Source organism: Janthinobacterium sp. FT14W (assembly GCF_009208755.1).
GTDB classification, from domain to species: domain Bacteria; phylum Pseudomonadota; class Gammaproteobacteria; order Burkholderiales; family Burkholderiaceae_D; genus Janthinobacterium; species Janthinobacterium violaceinigrum.
The window spans coordinates 167,169-193,917 of sequence record NZ_WFLL01000005.1 but is presented as its reverse complement, the minus strand read 5'-3'; the positions used below and the strand labels follow the sequence as shown (position 1 = coordinate 193,917).

Below are 26,749 nucleotides of genomic sequence, written 5' to 3'. Positions count from 1 at the left end.
ACGTGCCGCTCGATCCGGACTACCCGCAGGAGCGGCTCGCATACATGCTGCAAGATACGCAGGCGAAAGTGATCCTGACACAGGCCACTTTCAAGGAGCAGTTGCGCGAGCTCACCGGTCCCGATACCGTCCTGATCGCCCTGGACGGGGACTGGGAGGCGATTGCGGCACACGCGCAGGCGGCGCGGCGCGACGGCATCGACGTGCGCTCCCTGGCCCGGCCCGACAGCCTGGCCTACGTGATCTACACCTCAGGCTCGACCGGCCGCCCGAAAGGCGTGATGATCGAGCACCGCGGCCTGGTCAATCATAATCAATGCGTGCGGCGCCGTTACGGTGTAGGCCGGCATGATGTCCAGATTCAGATCGCGAGCGCCAGCTTTGACCTGTTCGCCGAGGAGGTCTTTTCGATTTTGCTCAGTGGTGCGCACCTCGTGCTGGAATACAAGGAGCGCTTGCTTGCGTCCGAAGATCTGGCACGCGTGATCCGCGATAACGGCGTCACGATTCTGAACGTGCCGACCGCGTTCTTTCATCAGCTCGTCGCGGTCGGGCTGGAACCGGGAAGCGTGAAGACGATCGTCGTCGGTGGCGAAAAGCTAGACCACGCACGCGCCGGCTCTTTCTGTCAGCAATACCCGGAGATCAAGCTCATCAACACATACGGCCCGACCGAGACTACGATCATCAGCGCGATGACGGACGTCACGCCCGAGCTGTTGGCGCGGCACGCTTCGGTACCGATTGGTGCACCACTTGACAATACGCAGATCTACGTCCTCGACACGAACGGTTGCCTGCAGGCAATAGGGGTGCCGGGCGAACTCACCATTGGCGGTCACGGCATCGCCAGGGGGTATTGGAACCTGCCGGAAATGAGCGCCGAAAAATTCGTCGCCAATCCGTTCCGCCCCGGCGAACGCATGTACCGCACGGGCGACCTGGCGCGCTGGCTGGACGATGGCAATCTGCAATATCTGGGACGGATGGATACCCAGGTCAAGGTGCGCGGCTTCCGCATCGAACTGGGCGAGATCGAAACCCGGCTCAATGCGCATCCGCTGGTTGAAGATAGTGTCGTCGTGGCGCACGGTGCGGATGGCGACAGGCGCCTTGCCGCGTTTTACGTAATCCGTCCCGATGCCGACCTTGGACAGGAAGTGCTGCGCCAGTACTTGCTAGACTCTCTGCCGAGCTACATGGTTCCGGCAGTATTTTCCACACTCGCGCAAATACCTATGACGCCGAACGGCAAGGTGGATAGGCGCGCGCTGGAGCGTATCGAAGTCAGCGTGCAGTCGCTACACAGTTACGTTGCGCCACGCGGCGATACTGAACAGCGCCTGGCCGCGTTGTGGGAACAAGTGCTGGACCTGGAGACTGGCCAAGCCGGCGCGAACGACAGTTTCTTTGACCTTGGCGGCCACTCGTTGCTGGCCACGCAGCTGCTGTCGCGGCTGCGCAAGGAGTTTGGCATCGAACAGCCGCTCAAGGTACTGTTTGAGACCCGCACGCTGGCCGAGCTAGCCTGCGCCATCGACCTTGCTCTCGGCCAGCGTGGGTGCGCCTGGCCATTGGCCGTGATCGCTCCCGTCGACCGCGACCAGATGACGCGTCTGCCGCTGAGCTATGCGCAGGAACGTCTTTGGTTCCTGGAACAGCTGGCGCCTGGCCACGCCGCCTATAACGCAGCCGGTGCGATTACCCTGCGCGGCGATCTCGACCTCGATGCCCTGGAAGACGCCTTCCGTCAGATCATTGCCCGCCATGAGAGCTTGCGCACGGTGTTCCCGGTAACAGAAGGACGCGCCAGTCAGTTGATCGTTCCCGTGCTCGCATTTCATCTCGAGCGGATTGACCTGCGCGGAAAAGCGGACCGGGCGCACAGCGCACGCGAACTGTGCCTGGCCGATGCCGCCGCACCGTTTGACCTCGCTACCGGTCCTCTGATGCGCGCCATGGTAATCACGCTGGCCAGCGACGAGCGCATTCTCATGCTGAATATGCATCACATCATCACCGACGGCTGGTCCTTCGGCGTGCTGTTCCGCGAAATGGAGCTCATCATGCAGGCGCAGCGTCTGGGGCAGACCGCGCAGCTGCACACGTTGCCTATCCAGTATGTCGATTACTCGGTATGGCAGCGGAAGCGACTGGAGGAGGAAGGGCTGCTCGAGCAGCAACTGGCTTACTGGAAGAAAAAACTGGCGGACGTACCGGAACAGCTCGATCTGCCCACGGACTTCCCGCGCCCGAGCGTACACAGCCTTGCGGGCGCCACGCACAGATTCAGTCTGCCTCTGGAACTGAGTGGCGCACTGAGCGAACTGGCGGAGCAGCACGGCGTGACGCTGTTCATGGTCCTGCTGAGCGCTTTCAATGCGCTGCTGTATCGCTACAGCGGCCAGGCGGACCTGTGCGTCGGCAGCCCGATTGCCAACCGCCAGTATGGAGAAACCGAAGGCCTGATCGGCATGTTCGTCAATACCCTGGCCTTGCGCACGCACGTGGACGGCCAGCAAGACTTCCTGTCGCTGCTGGCACAGGTCAGAAATACTTGCCTGGAAGCCTACGAACACCAGGACGCGCCGTTTGAGAAAGTGGTGGACGCGGTGCAGCCGCAGCGCAACCTCGCCGTCAATCCATTGTTCCAGGTGCTGCTGGTACTGCAAAATAACGAGGCAAGGGGAGGCGCTGACCAGATACAGCCATATCCGTTGGATCTCGGCATTAGCAAGTTCGATTTCAGCCTCGAATTGACCGAAGGCCCGCACGGGCTGGCGTGCGCTGCGGAATATAGCACGGCGCTGTTTGGCGCGGAGACGATCGACCGCTTGTGCCGCCATTTCGGCGCGCTGTGCCGGGCTATCATCGCCGCCCCAACGGGCAAGATCGACGAGCTGCAGTACATGGAGGCGATCGAGCGCGCGCAACTGCTCGGCACCTTCAACGCTACCGCGCTTGCCTTGCCATCGGGTCGGCTGGTACACCAGTTATTCGAAAGGCAAGCCCACGAACGGCCTAACGCACTGGCCCTGGTGGCTGGCGACATGCAGCTGAGCTATGGGGAACTGAACCACCGTGCCAACCAGCTTGCCCATGCCTTGATTAAACTCGGCGTCCGTCCCGATGACCGAGTGGCCATCTGCGCCGCACGCGGCAGCGGGATAGTACTTGCCCAGCTGGCCATTCTGAAGGCGGGCGCAGCTTATGTGCCGCTCGATCCGGCCTATCCGTTTGAGCGCCTGCGTTACATGCTCGAGGACAGTGCGCCGGTCGTGCTGCTAGCGCAGCGAGCGTTGCTAGGCTTGCTGCCAGCGCCGGCGATGCCTGTGATTTTGCTCGATACTGACGACTTCTCCGGGTCACCGGGCCATAATCCGGCACCGGCAAACCTGAGCCTGGAGCCGGAAAATCTTGCCTACGTGATCTATACCTCTGGCTCCTCCGGCCAGCCGAAAGGCGTGATGGTGGAACACCGCAATCTGTTCAACCTGGTTATGTGGCACTGCAAACGCTTCGCACTGACGCCCGGCAGCCGCTCGTCGAGCCTTGCCGGACTGGCCTTCGATGCTTGCGTGTGGGAAATTTGGCCATCGCTGTGCGGCGGCGGCACCTTGCTGCTGCCGCCGCCTGAGACCGTCCAGCCTCAGGACCTGCTGGCGTGGTGGCGCCAACAGGCGCTGGATGTGAGTTTCCTGGTCACGCCGCTGGCTGAACACGTCCTGCACGACGATGTAGGCAATAGACACCTACGTACGCTGCTTACGGGGGGGGACCGTCTGCGCCGTCTGCCAGCCGTCTGGCCGTCATGCGCACTGGTGAATAATTACGGACCAACAGAAACTACGGTGGTGGCTACCTCTGGCCAGTTGAATGCAGACGATGTCGCCGTGCATATCGGCCGCCCGATTGCCAATACCCAGATTTATATCCTGGATCCGCATATGCAACTGGTTCCCGTGGGCGTGGCTGGCGAGATGTATATCGGCGGCGCAGGTGTCGCGCGCGGCTACCTAAACCGCCAGGACCTGACGGAAGAACGCTTCATGGCCGATCCGTTCAACCATGGCGGCCGCATGTACCGCAGCGGTGACTTGGCACGTTGGCTACCCGACGGAAATATCGATTACCTGGGCCGTAATGATTTCCAGGTCAAGATCCGTGGCTTCCGCATCGAACTGGGGGAAATCGAAGCGAAACTGAACGCCTGCGCTGGTGTGCGCGAGGCGGTGGTCATCGTCCGCGAAGAGCAGCCGGGCGATAAACGCCTGGTCGCCTATCTGCTTGCCCAGGACGGCACAGTGCCGCAGGCGTCTCAGTTGCGCGCCGAATTACTCGCCAGCCTGGCCGAATACATGGTGCCCGGCGCATTCGTGCTACTGGACTCTTTCCCGCTCACGCCTAACGGCAAGCTGGACCGCAAAGCTCTGCCAGCGCCAGATCCGAGTTCGCTCGCCAGTACCGCTTACCAGGCGCCGCAGGGTGCCAGCGAAACCGCGCTGGCCGTTATCTGGCAGGAACTGCTGGGTGTGGAAAAGGTAGGGCGGCACGATCAGTTCTTCGAGCTGGGCGGACACTCACTGCTGGCTGTGCAGCTGATGGCCAGGATCGCCAGCCATTTTGGGCAAACTTTGCCGCTGGCCAGCCTATTCCAGCATGCCGACATCGCCATGCTGGGAGCCGCTCTGGATAGCCAGGCTGCCTGCGCGTTCCAGATACTGGTGCCGATCCAGCCCAAGGGGCAGGGTAGAGCCGTGTTTGCCGTCCCGGGAGCCGGTGGCAACGTACTTTCCTTTGCTCCGCTCAGCCGCGCCATCGATCATATCGTGCGCGACGAACAGCGAGCTGCCGTGCCTTTCTACGGACTTCAGGCAGCCGGGCTGGATGGGACAGAGCCAGCGCACAGCGTAGCGGAAGCAGCCGAGCAAAATATTCAGGCCATGAGAGCACAACAAGCTCACGGCCCCTATTGCCTGATCGGTCACTCATACGGCGGTGTGGTGGCCTATGAAATGGCGCGCCGGCTGCTCGAGCGCGGCGAATCCGTTTCCTCCCTGGTGCTCCTCGACTCCCTTGCGCCCGCCTGCATGCAGGCCCACGCAGGCGAGCAGCATGCGGTCGAGCTCTTGATGGACATGCGGGCGACGTTCGCCAGAACCTTTCCGGACTTGCCTCTGGAACTGGACGGAGCACTTTTGCAGGACACCGCACGGGAACAATGGGGAGAGCTCCTTGCCGACGCGCTGCAGCGACAAGGGCTGCCTGCCGATGGCGCGCAGTTGCATGCATTCCTGCGGGTATTTGACGCCAACGTCGCCAGCTATCGCAGTTACCAGCCTGAACCACTGTCGGACAAAGTCCTGGTGACATTGCTGCGGGCGGGCGCATTGCAAGGGGGGACAACGGCGCTTCCCGACGACTACGGCTGGGGAGATGTACTGGGCGCGGCACCACAACTGCATTATGTCGAGGGCGATCACATGTCGATGCTCGATGGCGATCATGCGCTACAACTGGCAGGCAGGCTCATTGGATTGTTGCCTGTATAGCAAGATCAATTGGCGCGCGCCATCACCACGTGGGCGCGCGACCTTACAACGTCTTAAAGGAAATTTGCTGATGATTAATAAACAAAGAGCCAAGGTGATTTTTGACTTGGCAATGCCGGTCACGGTGGGGCTATCCTCCAGTTTCATCATGGCCCTGGTAGACCTGGCCATGGTCGGCAGCCTGGGAACAGCCACTGTGGCCGCCGTCGGCGTGGCGGGTTTTGCCTACGCCTTAATCTGTGCCTTGCTTGCCGGCGTCACGCCTGCAGTACAGAGCATCGTATCGCGCCGGATGGGAGAAAATTCGAGCGATCCCAAGTGCCTTCCCCTCAACGCCGGCTTGTTACTGGCATTGGCCGGCAGCATTCCTCTTGCGTTGGCGTGCTATTTCGGCATAGAGTCGGCCTTCAGCCTGGTATCTTCCGATCCCGAGGTGATTCGCATTGGCGTGCCATATCTCAAAATACTGGTGATCGGCATCCCCATCGTCGGACTTGCCGATGCCTTCCACGGCTTTTGGGCCGGCGTAGGACGGACACGGATATACATGCTCAACGTCTTGTTCGTCAACGCGCTAAATGCACTGCTGTGCTACGTATTCATCTTTGGTCATGTTGGCGTGGAGCCGATGGGGGCCAAAGGCGCCGGTCTGGCCACCACGCTGTCGGTCTTTGCCGGCATGATTTTCTATGCAGTCATGACCCGCATACACTACAGCAAGAACGAGGGGCTGTTGACCGCCAGGCCATCCGCGGCACTGCTCAAGCGGATGCTGCAGATAGGGATCCCGGCCGTGTTCCAGTCGGCGCTGTTTGCGCTTGGTTATCTGGTCTTTTACTGGATCGTGGGCCACATGGGCACGGCGGAACTGGCGGTGACAAATGTACTGAACCGCATTTCCATCATGATGAACCTGTTTGCCCAGGCACTGGGCATGACAGCCATCACACTTGTTTCACGTACCTTGGGAGAAGGCAATCCGGAAGCGGCCGAGGAATGGGGGTGGGACATTGCCAAGATTGGCGTCATCTGGATCACTCTTCTGAGCGCGCCGCTGTTCCTCTTTCCGGACTACTGCCTGTCAATCTTCCTGCACGATCCGGCGACGCGGGCCATGGGCATCCTGCCAGCGCGCATGACCGGGGTGTGCCTCGGTATCGCCAGCCTGATCTATGTTTTCGCCAGCACCTTGATTAGTCTGGGTGACGGCAAACGGGTGATGATCGTCTCGTTCTCCACGCAATGGCTGATGTTCCTGCCCGGCGTATGGGTGGTGGGCGTCTTCATGCAGGGGGGCTTGGTCGCTATCACACTGGTGCAGCTTGCCTATGGCGCACTGGCTACGGTGCTGCTGACCTCGTTTTGGCGCGATGGACGCTGGAAACATATCGCTATTTGAGCGCCAATGAGCCATGCCGCATGGCCTTTTGCCGCGCTTCCACGCCGGAGATATTGGTGCCGCAAATTTTGGCGGCACCGCACTTTTTCTTCGCCAATAAATCAAGTCATGCTGCTATACTGGCAAGATTATTAAAAAGCTAGGGGACCGACATACATGGACCGCGTAAAACCCCAATCCGGCAATCGCACCAGGTCGCGAATTGCGTGGATCGCAGTTGTTGCGCTCGTTGTCACCGGCCTTGGCGCATCGGTCGCATTCATCGATTTTAGTACTGCACGCGTGGATAGTACAAAAATTGCGATCTCGACCGTGGAACAGGGCACGCTGGAAATCAAGGTCCGTGGCAGTGGCCAGCTACTGCCCAAGAACGTCGAATACATCGGTGCCCAGATCAACGGGCGCGTGATCAAGAAATACGTCCAGCCCGGTGACGTCACCAAAGTCGGCCAGGTACTGCTGGAGTTGACCAATCCTCAGTTGGTGGCCAAGGCCGAAGAAGCGTATTCAGCCTGGCAAGGTGCGGTCACCGAGCTGCGTGCGACTGAATCGGACCTTAAAACCAATCTTCTGAATCAGGAAATCGCACTGACCCAGGCCCGTTTCGGCCTGCAGAGCGCCCAGCTGCAACTCGAAGCTGAAACTGAATTGAAAGCGGCAAACCTGGTGCCGGAAGTCGATTTCAAACGTACCCAGCTCAACGTCAAACAGTTGAAGCAGGCGCTCGATATTGGACAGGACCGGGTCAACGCCCTGCGTGCCAACATCCAGATGAAGGTTGCCGTCAATCAGGCACGTGTCACCGAGCTGGCTCGCGCCCTGGAGCGCGCCAAGAACGATGTCAGCAACCTGAAGGTCGTGGCCGGCATCGACGGCATTGTGCAAGTATTCAAGGTCGATATCGGGCAAGAGCTTGCGTCCGGACAGTCCATCGGCAATATCGCGCAACCCAACTCGCTGTATGCGGAACTCAAGGTGCCTGCGCGTGACGCGGCGGAGGTGCAGATCGGGCAGAACGTGGCCGTTGATACGCACAACGGCATTGTGAACGGCGCCGTGAGCCGGGTTGATCCTGCCATCACGAACGGCATCGTCGTGGTCGACGTGGCGCTGAAAGACGCGCTGCCGACCGGTGCGCGCCCGCAACTGGCGGTCGACGGCGATATCTATCTAGTGCGCTTGCCCAATGCGCTGTATGTGAGAAAGCCACCATATGCACAACCCAATTCCCCCGTTTCCATCTATAAACTGGACGATTCGGCCAACTATGCCGACAAGGTCGTCATTAAATCAGGCAAGTTATCACTGACCTTGATGCAGGTGCTGCAGGGACTCAAGGCAGGGGACCGCATCATCACGTCAGAAGCGGGTGACTGGCAAAACAAAGAGCGTATTCGCATAAAGTGATAGGGAGCTTGGCTTATGTTGACGAATTTCTGGTTTGATTTGAAGTATGCGTACCGTTTGTGGACGAAGTCACCGGGCTATTTCCTAGTGTGCATGACGGTCGTGGCACTGAGCGTGGGCTTGGCGCTGTGGGCGAGCGTGCTTGCCTACACGATGACGATGAAACCATTGCCGTTTGCCGGCAGCAATCAGTGGCTGAGCATCCAGATGGCAAGGAATGCCACGGCAGGATCGGCGCCCAGCATTGATCAATTTACCTATCAAGAAATTGTAAAGCGCACCCGCACGGTCGACCACCTCGGTGCCTATACCTCGCAGACAGCCATGCTCAGCAATGGGCATTCCACCATGCGCCTGCGCGCGGCGGCGATCAGCCCGCGCCTGTTTGCGGCGATGGGTATCCTGCCCACGGCCGGACGCATGTTTGAAGTCGGCGATGGCCAGCGCGAAGCGGCGCCAACAGCCATCCTGAGCTACCCGACATGGAAAACCTATTTCGCCAGCGATCCGGCCATTGTAGGCAAGCAGGCCCGGATCGACGGGCGCTCGGTGCAAGTGATCGGCATCATGCCCGAAGACTTTTTCGCCTTTGAGGACTTCGAGGTCTGGTTCCCGCTCCGGCTCGAGCCAGTCGCCGCGTCCGAGACTGCCGCCGCGCCGCTTGCAGCTTTTGCCATGCTCGGCAACGGACAGCAGGCAGAAACCCTGCTTGCCGAAATGAAACCTGCCGTCGATGAAGTAAACCTGAACTATGCGAAGAAATTCGATTCCGGCCGCCGCATTGAACTGGTCCCGGCCAGCCGCATGAACACCCACGGCATGGCGCCGGTCGTGGCCATGATCAGTATGATCGCAGTTGCCGTCCTGCTGCTCGGCTGCGTTAACATCGGCCTGGTCTTTTTCGCCCGGCTGCTCGAGCGCAGCCGCGAACTGGCGCTGCGCATGGCGCTTGGCTCCTCGCGCTGGCGCATATTGCGCCAGTGCCTGCTTGAGTCGTCGCTGGTGATGATCCCGGGCCTGATTCTCGGCGTCGTACTCACCACTCTGGGCGTGCGCTGGACTGCATCCGTAAGCAACGTTGCCACTCAATACCTTGCCAACGGACGCGAAGCCAATCCGCTCATCTTGCGCCCGATGGATCTGCTCATTGCCGTGGTGATTGCTGCCGTGCTCTGGCTGCTCAGTACGCTGATCCCCTCCTGGCGCATTGCCAAGCAAGATGCCTCCGTCTCGCTGGGGGGCAGCGGCAAAGGGTCGGCCAAGGCAGGTACCACGAAGATGGCAAGTGCTATCGTCGGCTTTCAGGTCATGCTGTCTGCCCTGATCCTGGTGGTGTGCGTCAATCTGATGATGGCCGTAAAAGATGAAACGAGCAAGCCGACCGGTATCAATTCGTCCAACGTCATGCTGTCGACCTATCCCACCGTCTTCAGTGAGCGGTACGCCGACGTCAACGCACGGGTGCAGTACTGGTCCAGCCTGTCCGCATCGGTGCAGAAGCGCTTGCCCGGCACGGAAGTCGCGTATATGGCCGCGGTACCAACCCGCGCGCCAGCACAAGCCGTCGCTATCGAAGGCCGCGAGCGCACGGCCGGGCAGGGCGCCTTGAAGCTGCCGCTGACTGCCGTATCGGACAATTACTTCGGTTTGCTGGGCATTCAACTCCGTACTGGCCGCCTTTTCGACAATTCCGACATTGAAGAGTCGCTCAATACGGCGATCGTTGACGAGGTGACCGCAAACCGCCATTGGCCCGGCCAAAACGCGATTGGCAAACGTATCCAGCTCAACCCAGAGGAAAATGGTCCCTGGTTGACGGTGGTGGGCGTCGTCTCAAGTGTCGGACACGAACCTTACGGCGATGAGCCAGGCGCGGTCTACCGCCCGATTCGCCAGGCGAATCCAGGTAGCTTCATGGCAATGGTCAAGCTCCCGGATTCAGCACTCCAAAACGCGGCGGCGCTGCAGGAGGCGGCGTTTTCCACTGATCAGGATTTGGCGCTGCACAACCTGCAGTATATTGACCCCTACCTGTTTGCGCTTGACATCAGCTTCAGCTCCATCGTCAAGGCATTCGGCGCGATTGCCGTTATCACGATGATCCTCGCCGCAAGCGGACTCTTCGGTCTAATCAGCCGTTTCGTTGCGGGACGCACGCAAGAGATCGGCATTCGCCGGGCCCTTGGCAGTACGCCGGCACGTATCGGATGGCTGTTTTTCCGCCAGGGCGGCAATTATCTTCTGGTGGCGGTGGTAGGCGGCGCGCTCGGCCTGCTCATTGCGAATGTTCTCAGCAACGCCATTCCGAACATTCTGTCAAATGCCGCCTTGGTTACACCAGGAGTATTTCTGTTGCTGGCAGCGGTCATCTTTATAGCCACCTATTTGCCGACCCGCCGCGCCATGGCTCTTGAGCCTGCTGACGCGCTGCGGTACGAGTAAGCTCTCCACTCTTTTCCGAGATTAAAAATGACTAAAAAACATCTGCTCGAATTGCATGCGATCAAGAAAGTGTTCCACACCGAAGAGCTGGAGACCTGGGCGCTCGACGACATCCGCCTGACCATCGACGAGGGCGAATATGTTGCCATTAGCGGCCCATCCGGCTGCGGAAAGTCGACATTGCTCTCCGTCATGGGCTTGCTCAGCTCTTCAACGGAAGGAAAATATTTCATCGATGGGGTTGAAGTGGCCAGCCTCGGCCCAGTGGAGCAGGCTCGCGTACGCAACCAGGACATTGGCTTCATCTTCCAGGCGTTTAACCTGGTGGGCGACATGAATGTGCTTGACAACGTGGAACTCCCGCTCACGTTCCGCAGTGGACTGAGCCGCAAGGAACGCAAGGAGATGGCGATTGAAGCGCTGACCAAGGTAGACATGGCGCACAGGCTGAAGCACCTGCCCGCACAGTTGTCGGGCGGTCAGCAGCAACGCGTGGCGATCGCGCGTGCGCTGGTGGGCAAGCCGAAAGTACTGCTGTGCGATGAGCCGACCGGCAACCTTGACTCGCGCAACGCCGAAATGGTGATGGAGCTGCTCGACACGCTGCACAAGCAAGGCAGCACTATCGTCATGGTTACCCATGATCCGCGTTCGGCGGAGCAGGCCGAGCGCAAAATCATGCTTTTCGATGGCAAGGTGGTCGAAGACTCCCGTGCCGCACCAAAGCTGCACTCCATCGGCGAGTAAGACACAAAGCGGCGGCCGCTATAGGCCGCTCTCGAGCGACAGGGTATCGGTGATATGCGCCGTGGCGAAGCAGGCGGCCAGGAGGGCGAGGGCGATAGCGCGTTTAGTGCGCTGTCATCCCCAGCATCTGCCGAAGCACCGGCAAAATCATCGTCCACGCATTCGACGTGGCCGCAATCTCGTCATAATGACTGGCGCCCGGCAAGATCAGCACTTCCGCATGGTCGCCGGCTTTGATTGCCTTGGCCGCGTAGTCGTGCGCCACGCGGGGCGGGGATATGGTGTCGAGCTCGCCTGTGATCAGCACGGTGCGGCTGCCGTTGGGGATCAGCTCGGCCGCATTGGTGTCGCTGTAGATGTCGGGACGCTCTGTGCTGGCGCTGCCTGCCAGTTGCGCGATGTCGCGCTCGCAGCTGGTCCTGATCAACTCTTTTTCATGGCGCAGGTCGGCCAGGCCGCCCAGGCTGATAATACTTTTCACGGGCAGGAACGTGTCGCGGTACAGGGGGCTCGTCTTCGGCAGTCTTCCCCGCCCGGCAATCCATTGCACCAGCTGGCCGCCGGCCGAATGGCCCATGGCCACGATGCGGTCCACGTCCAGCTGGTACTGGGGCGCGTGCTGCTGCAGGCTGTCCAGCGCCGCGTGCATGTCTTCATACGTGCCCGGATAGCCGCCGCCCGGCTCGTCCACGCGCCGGTATTCCACATTCCACACGGCGATGCCTTGCGCCACCAGGGCGCCGGCCACGTTGCGCATCTGCCTGATGCCGCCGAAGGCTACCGTCCAGCAGCCGCCATGCACGAGCACGACGACAGGAAACGGTCCGCTGCCTTCGGGCCGGAACAGCTGTGCGTATTGCGACGGCGCGGGGCCGTAGGCGAGCTGCGCCGTGGGGGCGGGGCCGTTCAGGGCCAGGTAGTCGTCCAGGCTCATGGGAGCGGCGACGGCGCCGTGGGTAGCGGCGAGCAGGGCGGTGGCGATCAGGGAGGAGGACAGGGACGTGGGCATCATGGCTTACGCTTGAGAAGAGAACAACACTGTAGCATAGGGCCGTCCGCCTGCCTGCGTCCGGCCCGGGCATGAAACACCGTGCTGTTTTCCTCCTTCAAGAAGGGTGCCCCATGGTATATTCCGGGCATCAGTTTTCCCCTTATCGACACGGTGCACGCAAACAACATTCTTTCATTGCTGGACGCCGAGCATGGTGCGCTGGGCAGTATCGCGGCAGGCGCGGACCTGGCCCATGCATTGGAGCATTTGTTGCTGGCGCTGCAAGACCTGGCCGAGGGCGGCGCGCATGCCTGCCTCGTGCTCATCGACGAAGCCGACCGCTTTTGCGGCTTGTCCGCGCCCAGCCTGCCGCAAGACCTGTGCCTGGCCTTGCGCCACGGCGGCGAACAGCCTTCGCCGTTCGGCACGGCGGCCTTTTCCGGCGCGCCCGTGTATTGCGGCGACATCACGCGCGACGTGAACTGGAGCGCGGGACGCAAGGAAGCCATGCTGCACGGCTACCGCGCCTGCTGGGTCGCTCCCGTGTTTGGCGCCAAGGGGCATATCCTGGGCGTGCTGGGCCTGTTTTTCCAGGCGCCATGCCATCCCACCCAGCCTGAAATCGAACTGCTGGCGCTGGCCGCGCGCGTGTCCGCGCATGTCATCGAGCGGGGCCAGCTGGAAAGAGCCCTGCACGACAGCCGCGAACATTTTCATTACGCCATCGAACTCAACACGCAAGTGCTGTGGACGGCCGATATCGACGGCAAGCTCGACTATGTGGCCCAGCGCTGGCGCGAATGGACGGGTTGCAGCGGCCTGGGCACCAACTGGCTGGACGCCATCCACCCCGATGACGTGCGCCATTCCCTGGCGGCCTGGAGCGAGTCCGTGGGCAGCGGCCAGCCGTTCGATGCGGAAATGCGGGTACGCTGGCAGAATGGCTTGTACCGCTGGGTGCATGCGCGCGCCTACTGCCGGCTTGACGAGCGGGGCCAGGCCGTGAAATGGTATGGCTCGTGCGAGGATATCGACGAGCACTGGCAGGCGCGCAATGCCTTGCTCGACAGCGAGGCGCAGTTCCGTTCGCTCGCTTCGACCATGCCCAACCAGGCCTGGCTCGCGCATGGCAGCGGCGCCACCTACTGGGTCAACGAACAGGTGTGCGAGTACACGGGACAATCGATGAAGTCCCTCGTGTCGAGCGGTTTTCGCAACTGCGTGCATCCGGACGATGTGCAGGCCACGCAGAAAAGCTGGGAGCGGGCCGTCGCCACGGCCAGCGCCTATGAATACGAATTCCGCATGCGCCGCGCCAGCGACGGCGCCTACCGCTGGTTCCTGGCCCGCGCCTTGCCCCTGTTCGACGAGGCGGGCAAGGTGCTGCGCTGGGTGGGCACGAATACGGACGTGCAGGAACAGAAGAACGTGCTGGAAAAGATGGCCTACCTGAATTCCTCGCTGGAAGTGGAAATGGCCAACCGTACGGCCGACCGCGACCGCATGTGGCGGCTGTCGACCGATATCATGCTGGTGGCGGACCTGGCCGGCATGATCATCGCCGTCAATCCCGCCTGGAGCCAGATCCTGGACCGGCCGGAAATCGAATCGCTGGGCATGGATTTCATCAGCCTCGTGCATCCCGATGACCGCATGGCCGCCTTGAAGGACTTGTCGCGGCTGGCCCATGGCGCGCCCACCTTGCGCATGGAAAACCGCTACCGGCGCCGCGACGGGGGCTACCGCTGGATTTCCTGGACGGCCGTGCCGGCGCAAAAGCTGATCCACGCCATCGGCCGCGACGTCACCGATGAAAAAGAGGCGCGGCTGGCGCTGGTGCGCAGCGAACAGGCGCTGCTGCAGGCGCAAAAGCTGGAATCGATCGGCAAGCTGACGGGCGGCGTGGCCCACGATTTCAATAACGTGCTGCAAATCATTTCCGGCAATTTGCAGTTGCTGAAACTGACGGTGGCCGACAATCCGCAGGCGGCCAAGCGCCTCGATTCGGCCGCCTCGGCCGTGGAGCGGGGCGCCAAGCTGTCGTCGCAACTGCTGGCCTTTGCGCGGCGCCAGCCCTTGAAGCCGCTGGTGACGGACCTGGGCCACCTGCTGCGCCGCATGCATGAGCTGATCCGCCGCGCCCTGGGCGAGGCTGTTTCCGAGGAAACCTTCATCAGCGAAGGCTTGTGGCATACCCTGGTCGACCCGAACCAGATGGAAAACGTGCTGCTCAACATGGCCATCAATGCGCGCGACGCAATGGAAGGAGGCGGGCGCCTGACTTTTACCTTGAGCAATGTCACGCTCGATGCCGCCTACGCCAGCCTGCATGCCGATGTACTGGAAGGGCAATATGTGTTGCTGACCATCACCGACACGGGCCATGGCATGGAGCGCGACGTGATCGACCAGATTTTCGAGCCCTTCTTCACCACCAAGCGCGAAGGCGAGGGCACGGGCCTGGGCCTTTCCATGGCCTACGGCTTCATCCGCCAGAGCGCGGGCCACATCAAGGTGCACAGCGCGCCGGGTGCGGGCACGACCTTCAAGATCTATCTGCCCCGTTCGCTGGAAATGCTGGCCGAGCCGCCACCGGGCCTGTCCGGTCCCGTGCTGGGCGGCAGCGAGACCATCCTCGTGGTGGAAGACGATGCGCCTGTGCAGCATACGGTGGTCGACATGCTGCGCGGCCTCGGTTATGACGTGCTGCATGCGGATGACGGCGCCTCGGCGCTGGCCCTGCTGGGCACGGGCGTGGCCATCGACCTGCTGTTCACGGACGTGGTCATGCCCGGTCCCGTCAGCAGCAAGGAACTGGCGCAGCAAGCCAGGCTGCTGCTGCCTGAGCTGGCCGTCTTGTTTACTTCCGGCTATACGCACAACGCCATCATGCAGGGCGGGCGCCTGGACCCGGGCGTGGAACTGCTGAGCAAGCCGTACCGGCGCGAAGACCTGGCGCGGCGCGTGCGCCATTTGCTGGCCGACCGCCGCCTGGTGGGCGCGCCCGACCCGTCCGGGCGGCGCATCCTGCTGGTGGAAGACAATGACGACGCGCGCGAAATGACGACCGAGATGCTCAATATGCTGGGGCACACCGTGCACGGCGTGGCCAGCGCAGAGGAAGCGTTGCCCCTGCTGGCCTTGCCGGGCCTGGACGTGCTGGTGACGGACATCAGCCTGCCCACCATGTCGGGCCTGGAACTGGCGCGCCACGCGCGCGCGCACTGGCCCCAGCTGGACGTGGTGTTTGCTTCCGGGCATGACTGGGGCGCCAGCCTGATGCAGGACCCCAGCGCGCGCTTCCTGCGCAAGCCGTTTGGACTGGAAGAGCTGGCCGGCGCACTGAAGGCGCGCCGGCTGGAGGTCTATTAGGCAGCTTGGGCAGCTTAGGCCGGTTGCGCAGGCGGGACGGCGGGCGCCAGCAAGGCTTGCTGTAGTTGTTCGACGGTAAATGGCTTGACGAGGAAGCGCGCGGCCGGGTCCAGCACGCCGGAATTGGCGGGCGCATGGCCGGTGGAAAACACCACTTCCAGCTGCGGCCGCTCGCGGGCCGCCAGCTCGGCCAGCTCGACGCCGGACATGTGCGGCAGGCTGATGTCGGTCAGCAGCAGCTCCAGTCCCGGCGTGCCCAGCAGGGGTAAGGCTTCCTCGGCCGTGCCGACGGCCAGCACCGTGTGTCCCAGCATGGACAGCAGGTCGCTGGTCATGGCGCGTGCGTCCGCATTGTCTTCCACCAGCAGGATGTGACGCATGCCGGGCCGCAAGCCCGGCGCGGGCGGCTGCGGCGCCAGCTGCGCGCGGTACTGGTGCAGGGCCGTCACGTGGCGGCCATTGGCCAGCAGGTGGCGGATGCGCCGCGCCAGGTCTTCGCGCCGGTACGGCTTGCTCAACAATTCCACGCCCGGTTCCAGTCGGCCGCCCTGCATGATGGCGTCCTGCGTGTAGCCCGAAGTAAACAAGACGGCCAGCTGCGGCAGCAGCATGCGGGCCTGGCGCGCCAGGGCCGTGCTGGCCACCTTGCCCGGCATCACCACGTCCGTGAAGAGCAGGTCGATGGCCACGCCGCTGCCCACGATGGCCAGCGCGCTTTCGCCGTCGCTGGCGCGCAGCACGACGTAGCCGAGGCCGCGCAGCATGTCCACCACCGTCGTCTGCACCTGTACGTCGTCTTCCACGACGAGGATGGTTTCCTTGCCGCCCAGCACGGGGCCGCCCAGCTGCAGCGGCAGCTCCGTCTCCGCTTCGAGCGAGCGCGGCAGGTAGATGCGGAAGGTGCTGCCATGGCCGGGCACGCTGTCCACCGTCAGGTGGCCGCCGCTCTGGCGCAGGAAACCGTACGCCATGCTCAAGCCGAGGCCCGTGCCTTCGCCTTCCTTCTTCGTCGTGAAGAACGGTTCGAAAATCTTGTCCAGCAGGTCCGCGGGAATGCCCGTGCCCGTATCCGACACGGCCAGCTGCACGTAGTCGCCGGGCGCCACGTCCGCATGGCGCGCCGCGTAGTCGCTGCCCAGCACGCTGTTACTGAGCTCGATGGTCAGCTGGCCCTGGCCTTCCATGGCGTCGCGCGCGTTGATGGCCAGGTTGAGGATGACGTTTTCCAGCTGGTGCGGGTCGACCAGGGCGCGCCAGCAGTCGTCGGCCAGCAGCAAGCGCGTCTCGATGGTTTCGCCCGTGGCGCGCCGCAGCAGTTCTTCCGTCGAGCGCAGCAGGTGCGCCAGGTCCGTCACCAGCGGTTTCAACGGCTGGCGCCGGGCAAACGCCAGCAGCTGGGCCGACAGCTTGGCGCCCCGTTCCACGGCGGCCGAGGCGCTGGCGATGCGCTTGGCGGACAGCGGGTCGTCGTTCAGGTTCAGTTGCAGCAGCTGCAGATTGCCCGAAATAATTTGCAGGACGTTATTGAAATCATGGGCCACGCCGCCCGTCAGCTTGCCCAGCGCTTCGAGCTTCTGCGATTGCAGCAGGGCCATTTCGCTGTGGCGCAGCGATTCCTGCATGCGGCGCAAGGTGCTTTCCGCTTCCTTTTCCAGGGTGACGTGGCGCCCCGTGGCGAACACCAGGTCGCCTTCGGGCGCTGCCGACCACGACAGCCAGCGGTGGCCGCCTTCGCGGTGGCGGTAGCGGTTTTCAAAGCTGGGCATGGCTTCGTGCGTCACCTGTGCCAGCGCCTGGCGCGTGGCGGCGGCATCGTCGGGCAGCACGAAGTCGAAGATGCTGCGGCCCAGCATTTCCTCGGGCAGCCAGCCCAGGATGGCGCTGGCGGCCGGGTTGACGGCGGCAAAGCAGGCGTCGGCATCGATGGCCACCATCAGGTCTTGCGCGCTGCGCCACAGGCGCTCGCGCTCGCTGTTGCGCGCGGCCAGGTCCGCTTCCAGTTTCTTTTCCACCGTGATGTCGCGCGCGCTGCAATACACCTTGTCGCCTTCGGGCACGGCCACCCACGACAGCCAGTGCCAGCCGCCCAGCTTGTGGCGGTAGCGGTTTTCAAAGCGCAGCGCCGGCTGGCCCTGGTTGGCGGCATCCCAGGCTGCATAGGTGCGCGGCAAGTCTTCCGGGTGGACCAGTTCGAGGAATTTCGTCGTGCGGATTTCCTCCGCCGACCAGCCCAGGGTGGCTTGCCAGGCGGGGTTCGAGTGCTCGAAATAGCCGTCGAGGTTGAGCACGCCCAGCAAATCGGGGCTGACGCTCCAGGTGCGGCCGAATTCGCGCGTGCGCTCGGCCACTTGCGTTTCCATGCTGGCACTGAGGGCGCGCAGGCGCGATTCCGCCTGGGCCCGCAAGATGGTGGACCAGACCCGTTCCGATACTTGCACGGCCAGTTCGATCTCGTCCGCATGCCACAGGCGCGCGGCGCGGCTGTGCACGACGAACAGGGCCTCCAGCTGACCATCCTTGGCGATGGGAATGTTCAGGAAGGCGCGGATGTCCAGGCGCGCAAACGTGGCCAGCGCGGCCGGCATGGCCGTGCGCGGGTCGTTCATCACGTCGCTGACGGCCAATGCCTGGCCAGCAGACAGCGTATCGGCCAGGCGGGCGGCATAATCGCCGAGGAAATATTCGCCGGCGGCGCCCGGCGCCAGGCCGTCGCTCCAGGCATGCTGGAGGGTGGGGCAGTGCAGGGCCTGGGCAATGTCGAAGCAGGCCACTTGCTGGGCGCCCAGGCGCTGCCCCAGCAGTTGCGCCGACAGGGACAGGATCTCGCCCGTGTCTTGCAGCAGGCGCAGCCGGCGTTCCAGTTGCAGCAGAAAGGCCACGCCGCTGGTGCCGGCCTGGCTGCGGGAGGCGGGAGTGCTGGTCATGGGGGCCTCAGCTGCCGGCCAGCGGCAGGGTGACGCTGAACAGGGCGCCATTGCCGGGCTGGCTTTGCAGGGTGATGGCGCCGCCGTGCGCATCGACCAGCTGCTTGGTGATGAACAGGCCCAGGCCCAGGCCGCCCGTGCGGTCCTGGTGCATGACGCGCTCGAAGGCGTCGAAGATGCGCTCCTGGTCGCGCGCGTTGATGCCGATGCCATGGTCGCGCACTTCGATGACGGCGCTGTTCTGCGTATGCGCCAGGCTGATTTCCACGGGCTGGCCCTGGCCGTAGCGCACGGCATTGCTGATCAGGTTGACAACGATCTGCTCGACGCGGAAGGCATCCCAGTAGCCCTGGATGGGCTCGAAGGCCAGCACTTCCAGCACGCTGCCCGTGGCGGCTGCGTACGGCCCCAGGTCGTCGGCCACGCGGCGCACGAGGCTGGTCAGGTCGACGGCTTCGCGGCGGATCGACAGCTTGCCGCTGGTGATGCGCGAGACGTCGAGCATGTCGTCGATCAGGCGCACCATGCTGCGGATTTGCCGCCCGTCGCGCGCCACCATCTTGTTCAGCTTGTCCGGCTCGAAGGCGGCCAGGTTGCCCCGTTCAAGGTTGACGGTGCGCATCTGCGTTTCCAGGAACAGCGTGTTCAGGGGCGTGCGCAGCTCGTGCGCCACCATGGACATGAATTCGTCGCGCAGGCGCAGCGAGCGCTGCAGTTCAGCCTGGGTGGCGCGCAGTTCTTTTAATAAGGCTTCCTGCTGCTGGCGGCTGTGTTCCAGCGCCTGCACCTGGCGCCGCGTTTCGCTGCGCTGCTGGTACAGGGCCACGAAGACGTTGACCTTGCTTTGCACGGCATTGATGTCGAGCGGCTTGTGCAAAAAGTCGACGGCGCCGCTTTCATAGCCCTGGAAGGCAAAATTCATTTCCTTGCCGGCCGCCGTGACGAAGACGATGGGGATGTGGCGCGTTTTTTCCGTGCCGCGCATCAATTGTGCCAATTCAAAACCATCCATCTCCGGCATCTGCACGTCGAGGATGGCCAGCGCGAAATCGTGTTCCAGCAGCAGGGCCAGCGCTTCTTCGCCCGACGACGCCTGGTAGACGCTGCGGTCGCTTTCGCGTATCAGCGCATTGAGCGCCCGCAGGTTTTCCGGCAAATCGTCGACGATCAGCAGTTTGGTGCTTGTTTCATTCATCATGTGTCATTCCTGGCATGGCTTTGCCGTCCAGCGTAGTGGGAAGCGGCGTGCGACGGCGCACGCTTGCGGTAGAGCTTTTCGGGACCCGGCAATGGCTCGAAGTCGGCGGCAAAGCGGGTGAAGTGCGTGCTTTCCTTGCTGCCCAGGCCCAGGAAGCCCCGGTGGCACAGCGAGTCGTGGAACAGGCCCAGGGCCCGCTCCTGCAAGGTTTTATTGAAGTAAATCAGGACATTGCGACAGCAGATCAATTGCGTTTCAATAAAAACACTGTCCGTGGACAGGCTGTGGTCGGCAAAATTGATCCTGTCGAGCAGGCGCTGCTGGAAACGCGCCGTCGCATGCTCGACCGTGTAGTAGTCGGCCAACTGGCCCAGGCCGCCCGCGGCCAGGTAGCCGTCGCCGTAATCGGCCATGCGGTGCAGCGGATACACGCCGCGCGCGGCCGTGGCCAGCGCTTGCGGATTGATGTCGGTGGCGTAGATCGTGCTGCGTTCGAGCACGCCTTCCTCGTGCAGCACGATGGCCAGCGACAGCGCTTCCTCGCCCGTGCAGCAGCCGGCCACCCAGATCGTCGGCGATGGGTAGGTCTTCAGCACGGGCACCACGTGGTCGCGCAGGGCGAGAAAAAAGGCGGGGTCGCGGAACATTTGCGTGACGGGCACGGTCAAAATCTGCAGCAGCCTGCCAAAGGCGTCGGCATCGGCCAGCACCAGCTGCTGCAGCGCTGCCAGGTCCGCGCAGTGGAAGCGTTCGAGCGCGTGATTCAGGCGGCGCCGCTGCGAGGGCAGTGAATAGTCGCGGAAATCATAGCTGTAGCGCTGATACAGCGCTTCCATCAGCGCGTGCAGTTGGGTGTCCGTGTAGCGCTGGGACATCAGCGCCGCTCCCTGGCATGGCGTGCCATCACATGCGTTCCATCTTCGGCATCCACACGCGCAGCAGCGAGTACAAGCGGTCCAGGTCGATCGGCTTGGCCAGGTAGTCGGACGCGCCCGCCTGCAGGCATTCTTCCTGGTCATTCTTCATGGCCTTGGCCGTGATGGCGATGATGGGCAGCTTGTTGTAGCGGCCGTCGGCGCGGATCAGGCGCGTCGCTTCCAGGCCATCCATGCCCGGCATCATGACATCCATCAACACGAGGTCGATATCGTCCACGCTGTTGAGCTTGCTGATGGCTTCGAAGCCGTTGCGGCCGATTTCCACCACCACGCCTTTTTGTTCCAGCGCATTCGTCAGGGCAAAGATATTGCGCACGTCGTCGTCCACCAGCAAAATCTTGCGGCCTTCGAACACGCGCTCGCGGCTGCGTACCTGCTGCAGCATGCCCTGGCGCTCGCTCGACAGTTCCGATTCCACCTTGTGCAGGAAGAGGGTGACTTCGTCCAGCAGGCGCTCGGGCGAGCGGGCGCCCTTGATGATGATGGAGCGCGAATACTTCATCAGGTCCGCTTCTTCCTCGCGGCTCAGGTTGCGGCCCGTGTAGACGATGACGGGCGGGAACGAGCACAGCTCTTCATGTTCCATGCGTTCGAGCAATTCGTTGCCCTGGATGTCGGGCAGCTTGAGGTCGATAATCATGCAGTCGAAAATCTGCGTTTTGAGCAATTCCAGCGCCTGCTCGCCCAGCGCCACGGCCGTGATTTCCACGTCGTCGTCGCTGATCAGGTGCACCACGCTTTCGCGCTGGCGTTCGTCATCCTCGACCAGCAGGATGCGCTTCATCTGTTGCGTGAACTTCGATTCGAGCTTGCGGAACACCTCCTTCAACTGCTCGCGCGTGCGCGGCTTGGTGGCGTAGCCGATGGCGCCTAGCTGCATGGCTTCCTGCATCTGGTCATTGCCGGATACGATGTGCACGGGAATGTGGCGCGTCAGCGGATTTTCCTTGAGCTGCTGCAAGACCAGCAAGCCCGGGCGGTCCGGCAAGCCCATGTCGAGCAGGATGGCGTCGGGCAGGAACTCTTCCGCCAGGCGCAAGCCCTCGTCGGCGCCATGCGCCACCAGGCAGCGGTACTGCATTTCATGCGCGAGGTCGAACAGGATGCCCGCGAACGACGGCTCATCCTCGATCACCAGCACGGAACGCTGGCCCGTCTTGATGGCTGGCACGCTGTCGCGGTCGTCCTGGAAGGTGGGCAGGGGCACGGGCTTGACGGCGGGCGCCGGCTTGGGGGCGGCGGCCGCTGGCTTCGCGGTCGGCTGGGGCGTGGACGGCGTCGGCACGGTTGCCGGCGCGGCTTGCGGCGCGCGCTCGGGCATGCTGTGCGGCAGCACCAGGGTGAACGTGCTGCCCTGGCCCGCCGTGCTGGCCAGTTCGATGCTGCCGCCCAGCAAGGCCGCCAGGTCGCGCGAGATCGACAGGCCCAGGCCCGTGCCGCCATAGCGGCGGCTGGTGGTGCCGTCGGCCTGGTGGAAGGCGTCGAAAATTTTCTGCTGCTGGTCGTCGGCGATGCCGATGCCCGTATCCTGCACCTGGAAACGCACCTTGCCGGCCGCATCGGTGCCCACGTGCAACGATACCGTGCCCGCATCCGTGAACTTGATGGCGTTCGACAGCAGGTTCTTCAGGATCTGCTCGAGGCGCTGGCGGTCGCTGACGAAGGACGGCGGGGCATCGGGCGCCAGCTTGACGTCAAAGTCCAGTTTCTTTTGCTGCGCCTGGGGGCCGAACAGCATCTTCATGCTGCTGAGCAGCTCGTCGAAGGGTACGGCTTCCGGCATCAGTTCCAGCTTGCCCGCCTCGACCTTGGAAATATCGAGGATATCGTTGATGAGGGTGAGTAAATCGTTGCCGGCCGAATAAATGGTTTGCGCAAACGTTACTTGTTCCGGAGTCAGGTTGCCGCTGGTGTTGTCAGACAGCAGCTTGGAAAGGATCAGCGAGCTGTTCAGTGGCGTGCGCAGCTCGTGCGACATATTTGCCAGGAATTCGGACTTGTAGCGGCTGGCCCGCTGCAGCTCTTCCGCGCGCGCTTCCAGCTGGGCGTGTGCCTGGCCGATGGCCATGTTTTTCTGGTCCAGCGACAGCGCCTGCACGGCCAGCTGCTCGTTCGATTGCTCCAGCGCCGCCTTTTGCTCTTCCAGGTGGGCTTGCGACTGTTCCAGCACGCGCGACTGTTCGCCCAGCTCTTCATTGGCCGTGCGCAGCTCTTCCTGCTGCACTTCCAGTTCCTCATTCAGCTGCTGGGTTTCTTCCAGCACGTTTTGCAGGCGCTGGCGATACAGGGCCGCTTCCAGCGAGGTGCCGACATTTGCCGCAATCAGGTGCAGCCATTCCTTGGCGCGGGCGCTGACGGGATGCGTGAAGCCCAGTTCGATGACGCCGTTGACGACGCCTTCATTGTTGACGGGCGCCAGGACCAGTTCCAGCGGCGCGCCATGGCCCAGGCCGGACGTCACGGTGAGGTAATCCTGCGGCAACTGCTTGATGTGCTTGAGCCGCTTCTCGCGCGCCGTCTCGCCCACCAGGCCTTCGCCCAGCTTGAAGACCTGCTTGTCCTTCACGCCCTGTTCGTTGAAACCGTACACGGCCGTGCGGCGCAGGCTGCCATCGTCGTCGACGACGTACAGGGTGGCCACGGCCACTTCCAGGCGGTGGGCCAGGAAGTCCAGCACGTGCCGTCCCAGTTGCGGCAAGCCCAGCTGGCCGCTCGTGTGGGCCGCCAGTTCCGTCTGGCCCGTGCGCAGCCACGCCTGCTCCTGCAGCACGTCGTTGTCCTTGCCGCGCTGCTCAAGCGCATCGTTGTAGATCTCGGACAGGCGCAGCAGCTCGCGCCGGCCCAGGTAGGCCAGCAGGCCCGACAATCCCAGGCTGAGAACGAGGAATACCAGCACGGCCAGCATGGTGCGGCTCTCGGCCATATCGGCCCGCTCCTGGCGCAGCCGCTGTTCCATGGACAGGAAGGTGAGGAATTCGCGGCGGATTTCGTCAAACTCCAGCTTGCCTTCGCCCTGGCGCACGCGCGCGAGGAATTCCTGGTTGCTGCGGCGCTGGGCGATGACGGCTTCGGCGTACTCCATCCACTGGCCTTGCAGCGCGCGGATGCGGCGCAGGCGGTCCACCTGGATGGGGCTGTCGGAGACTAGTTCCAGCAGGGTGTTCATTTCCACGGCGATCTTTGCCTTGCCCGATTTATACGGCGCCAAGAACGTTTCATCGCCCGTCAGCAAGTAGCCGCGCATGCCTGTCTCCAGGTCGACGGACAATTTCATGACTTCGTTGGCATTGCCGATCACCCGTTCGGAATGCTCGACCGAGCGCAAGGCCGAGAGCAGGTAGGCGATCAGGCCCACGAATACGAGGGCCGTGACGACCCCGATGACCAGCGGCAAGATAACGTTGCGGGCCAGGATACGGCGAAAGCTGAAGGAGTCGATCGGGGTCTTGGTATTCATCATGTCCGTGGTGGTGGCCCTATGGCAAAAAAATCAATCTTAATGGAAGTGCAGGCATTTCTGGTGCGCATGTATAGCGTGCGCTAGCATAACAGCCTTGGGGGCAGTTGCGGACCCGCACGCAGATGCAATGCGTGGCAGCGCACAGATGCTAATCAAAGAAAATCAAGCGGGTCACGATTGAGGTAGATCAAAGAGATTGGCCGTTCACGCCCTAAGATGCAAGAGGTGGTGGCGTCCGTGCGCCAAGCGCAAGACGTTGGGGCAGGAGGTTACCGTGTGCAAGCCAGCCCATGCAGGAGGACATCATGGCCAACCATTTGACCCGCCGCGATCCGCAGCACCCGCTGGGGCGTTTCGACCCCTTCAGCGACATGGAAGAGTTCATGCACGATTTTTTCGCGCCCGCCTTGCGCATGCGCGACGTAGGCAATGGACGCATGCGTGTCGACATTTCCGAAACCGAGCAAGCCTATCTGGTGCAGGCGGACCTTCCCGGCGTCGATAAAGACGATATCAAGGTTTCCATCGACGGCAACCGCGTGTCCATCAGCGCTGAACTCAAGGATGAAAAAGTGATGCGCGACGGCGGCGGCAAGGTCGTGCGCAGCGAACGCGAGTACGGCCAGCAATACCGCAGCTTCGTGCTGCCGCATGAGGTGGACGAGGCCGGCGCGCAGGCGCGTTACCAGAATGGCGTGCTGCAGCTGGACTTGCCGAAGAAAGAGGGCACGGGCGGGCGGCAACTGGCGATACAGTGATACGGGCCGGGCGCAAAGCCTGGGCATGAAAAAACGCCGGACGATGCCGGCGTTTGTGGGTATTTGTTTCAGGGGCCTTTTCGGGTGTTTCCGGGTGGCGGCGCGCTGCCACCCGGTTTGCCTCTCTCTATATATATGTCAGTCTGTTCATGTCAGTCTGTCAGTCGCGGATTTCCAGCGCCCGGTTCAGGCTCAGGGCAGCCAGCGAGGCAACGGCGCCCGACAGCAGGTAGAAGCTGACGTAGGCGAGGCCGAAGTTGGCTGACAGGCCCAGCGCCACCAGCGGGGCGAAGCCGGCACCGGCCAGCCAGGCCAGGTCGGACGTCAGGGCCGCGCCCGTATAGCGGAAGCGGGCAGGGAAGTTGGCCGTCACGGCGCCGGCTGCCTGGCCGTAGGACAAGCCCAGCAGGCTGAAGCCCACGAGGATGAACACGTCCTGGCCCGTATTGCCGCCCCCCATCAGGGTCGGCACGAAGGCGCTGAAGATGGCGATCAGCACGGCCAGCACGCCCAGGGTGGTGCGGCGGCCCACTTTGTCGGCCAGCAAGCCCGAAATCACCACGCCGATGGCGGCCAGCACGGCACCCAGCATCTGGATCTGCAGGAAGTCCGGCGCGGAACGGGTCTGGTAGACGGAAATCCACGACAGCGGGAACACGGTGACCAGGTGGAACAGCGCGTAGCTGGCCAGTGCGGCCAGGGCGCCGATCAGCACGTTGCGGCCCTGGCCGCGGCTCATTTCAAACACGCTCACGGGCTGCAGTTCGCGTTCGTCGAGCAGGCGCGCATATTCGTTCGTCGATACCAGGCGCAAACGGGCAAAAAGGGCCACCACGTTGATGGCGAACGCCACATAGAACGGATAGCGCCAGCCCCAGTCGAGGAAGTCCTCGTCCGTCAGGCTGGTCAGCATGAACCAGAACAGGCCGGCGGCGATCAGGAAGCCGGCGGGCGCGCCCAGCTGGCCCAGCATGGCGTACCATCCCCGCTTGTTTTCCGGCGCGTTCAGGGCCAGCAGCGACGGCAGGCCGTCCCATGAGCCGCCCAGCGCCACGCCCTGGCCGATGCGCAGCACGGACAGCCAGATGATGGCGGCAAAGCCCAGGTGGGAATAGGTGGGCAGGAAGGCGATGCCGGCCGTGGACACGCCCAGCAGGAAGAGGGCGAACGTCAGCTTGGCGCTGCGTCCCATGCGGCGCTGGATCTCCATGAAGATCACGGTGCCGAACGGCCGGGCGATGAAGGCGAACGAGAAAATCAGGAAGGCATATAAAGTCCCTTCCAGGCGTTCTTCAAACGGAAAGAAGACGCGCGGAAACACCAGCACCGAAGCGATGGCGTAGACAAAGAAGTCAAAGTATTCGGAAGCGCGGCCGATGATCACGCCGACGGCGATCTCACCGGGGTCGATATGCGATTCGACCGTGCCGGCCCCGCGTGCGTCGCGCAGGGAGTGGGGGGAAAAGTCGGCGGGTACATCCCCGCTGTGTATGCGCGTGCTGGACATGATGATCGTCTCCAATATAGTTTCGAGTTCGGCCAACGCGTAACATACCCCGGG

Annotated in this window: 13 protein-coding genes; 7 read left to right on the top strand and 6 right to left on the bottom strand. The window is 62.8% G+C overall.

The window, feature by feature from the left end; genetic code table 11:
- Positions 1-2: 2 nt before the first annotated feature.
- The 5 genes from GCN74_RS06185 to GCN74_RS06165 all read left to right on the top strand — a co-directional run bounded on the left by GCN74_RS06185 (position 3) and on the right by GCN74_RS06165 (position 11,547).
- The gene (locus tag GCN74_RS06185) at positions 3-5,552 is read left to right on the top strand and encodes an amino acid adenylation domain-containing protein (protein ID WP_226938894.1); all 5,550 of its coding nucleotides are present in this window, start codon (positions 3-5) and stop codon (positions 5,550-5,552) included.
- Entirely contained in the window at positions 5,497-6,951 is a 1,455-nt protein-coding gene (locus GCN74_RS06180; RefSeq protein WP_226938893.1) for an MATE family efflux transporter, read from the top strand. Before GCN74_RS06185 ends, GCN74_RS06180 begins: the two co-directional genes overlap by 56 nt.
- A gap of 156 nt (positions 6,952-7,107) precedes the next feature.
- Positions 7,108-8,358: an efflux RND transporter periplasmic adaptor subunit gene (locus GCN74_RS06175; protein ID WP_152255827.1), complete on the top strand. Its 1,251-nt coding sequence runs from the start codon at positions 7,108-7,110 to the stop codon at positions 8,356-8,358.
- Between the two features lie 15 nt (positions 8,359-8,373).
- Positions 8,374-10,800, top strand: a complete 2,427-nt coding sequence (locus tag GCN74_RS06170) for an ABC transporter permease (RefSeq protein WP_152255826.1) — start codon at positions 8,374-8,376, stop codon at positions 10,798-10,800.
- A gap of 27 nt (positions 10,801-10,827) precedes the next feature.
- Positions 10,828-11,547 carry an ABC transporter ATP-binding protein gene (locus GCN74_RS06165; RefSeq protein ID WP_152255825.1) on the top strand — a complete coding sequence of 240 codons (720 nt, stop codon included), beginning with the start codon at positions 10,828-10,830 and terminating at the stop codon, positions 11,545-11,547.
- A 103-nt stretch (positions 11,548-11,650) separates the two neighbouring features.
- Here the strand turns inward: GCN74_RS06165 and GCN74_RS06160 are convergent, their stop codons facing one another.
- Positions 11,651-12,556 carry an alpha/beta hydrolase gene (locus GCN74_RS06160; RefSeq protein ID WP_152255851.1) on the bottom strand — a complete coding sequence of 302 codons (906 nt, stop codon included), beginning with the start codon at positions 12,554-12,556 and terminating at the stop codon, positions 11,651-11,653.
- Between the two features lie 81 nt (positions 12,557-12,637).
- Here GCN74_RS06160 and GCN74_RS06155 point away from each other — a divergent pair, with 81 nt between their 5' ends.
- Positions 12,638-15,910, top strand: coding sequence for a PAS domain-containing protein (locus GCN74_RS06155; protein WP_226938892.1), 3,273 nt, complete (start codon positions 12,638-12,640; stop codon positions 15,908-15,910).
- Between the two features lie 14 nt (positions 15,911-15,924).
- Here GCN74_RS06155 and GCN74_RS06150 read toward each other — a convergent pair whose 3' ends face one another.
- Genes GCN74_RS06150 through GCN74_RS06135 form a run of 4 tightly spaced genes read right to left on the bottom strand, consistent with a single transcriptional unit; the run spans position 15,925 to position 24,427 of the window.
- Positions 15,925-18,834: a PAS domain-containing protein gene (locus tag GCN74_RS06150; protein ID WP_193316987.1), complete on the bottom strand. Its 2,910-nt coding sequence runs from the start codon at positions 18,832-18,834 to the stop codon at positions 15,925-15,927.
- A 7-nt stretch (positions 18,835-18,841) separates the two neighbouring features.
- Entirely contained in the window at positions 18,842-20,032 is a 1,191-nt protein-coding gene (locus GCN74_RS06145; RefSeq protein WP_226938891.1) for a hybrid sensor histidine kinase/response regulator, read from the bottom strand.
- Positions 20,029-20,907 carry a CheR family methyltransferase gene (locus GCN74_RS06140; protein WP_152255823.1) on the bottom strand — a complete coding sequence of 293 codons (879 nt, stop codon included), beginning with the start codon at positions 20,905-20,907 and terminating at the stop codon, positions 20,029-20,031. Before GCN74_RS06140 ends, GCN74_RS06145 begins: the two co-directional genes overlap by 4 nt.
- A gap of 28 nt (positions 20,908-20,935) precedes the next feature.
- Positions 20,936-24,427, bottom strand: a complete 3,492-nt coding sequence (locus tag GCN74_RS06135) for a response regulator (RefSeq protein WP_152255822.1) — start codon at positions 24,425-24,427, stop codon at positions 20,936-20,938.
- A gap of 308 nt (positions 24,428-24,735) precedes the next feature.
- Between GCN74_RS06135 and GCN74_RS06130 the strand changes: the two genes are divergently transcribed.
- Positions 24,736-25,188 carry an Hsp20/alpha crystallin family protein gene (locus GCN74_RS06130; protein WP_152255821.1) on the top strand — a complete coding sequence of 151 codons (453 nt, stop codon included), beginning with the start codon at positions 24,736-24,738 and terminating at the stop codon, positions 25,186-25,188.
- A 160-nt stretch (positions 25,189-25,348) separates the two neighbouring features.
- Here the strand turns inward: GCN74_RS06130 and GCN74_RS06125 are convergent, their stop codons facing one another.
- Positions 25,349-26,695 (bottom strand): MFS transporter, encoded by a 1,347-nt coding sequence (locus tag GCN74_RS06125; RefSeq protein WP_152255820.1) that lies wholly within the window; start codon positions 26,693-26,695, stop codon positions 25,349-25,351.
- Positions 26,696-26,749: the final 54 nt, after the last annotated feature.

Bases quoted from the DNA above. Each gene is read 5' to 3' on its own strand.
- GCN74_RS06180 (WP_226938893.1), top strand. From the start codon at position 5,497: ATGGCGATCATGCGCTACAACTGGCAGGCAGGCTCATTGGATTGTTGC.
- GCN74_RS06175 (WP_152255827.1), top strand. From the start codon at position 7,108: ATGGACCGCGTAAAACCCCAATCCGGCAATCGCACCAGGTCGCGAATT.
- GCN74_RS06170 (WP_152255826.1), top strand. From the start codon at position 8,374: ATGTTGACGAATTTCTGGTTTGATTTGAAGTATGCGTACCGTTTGTGG.
- GCN74_RS06165 (WP_152255825.1), top strand. From the start codon at position 10,828: ATGACTAAAAAACATCTGCTCGAATTGCATGCGATCAAGAAAGTGTTC.
- GCN74_RS06160 (WP_152255851.1), bottom strand. From the start codon at position 12,556: ATGCCCACGTCCCTGTCCTCCTCCCTGATCGCCACCGCCCTGCTCGCC.
- GCN74_RS06150 (WP_193316987.1), bottom strand. From the start codon at position 18,834: ATGACCAGCACTCCCGCCTCCCGCAGCCAGGCCGGCACCAGCGGCGTG.
- GCN74_RS06145 (WP_226938891.1), bottom strand. From the start codon at position 20,032: ATGATGAATGAAACAAGCACCAAACTGCTGATCGTCGACGATTTGCCG.
- GCN74_RS06140 (WP_152255823.1), bottom strand. From the start codon at position 20,907: ATGTCCCAGCGCTACACGGACACCCAACTGCACGCGCTGATGGAAGCG.
- GCN74_RS06135 (WP_152255822.1), bottom strand. From the start codon at position 24,427: ATGAATACCAAGACCCCGATCGACTCCTTCAGCTTTCGCCGTATCCTG.
- GCN74_RS06130 (WP_152255821.1), top strand. From the start codon at position 24,736: ATGGCCAACCATTTGACCCGCCGCGATCCGCAGCACCCGCTGGGGCGT.
- GCN74_RS06125 (WP_152255820.1), bottom strand. From the start codon at position 26,695: ATGTCCAGCACGCGCATACACAGCGGGGATGTACCCGCCGACTTTTCC.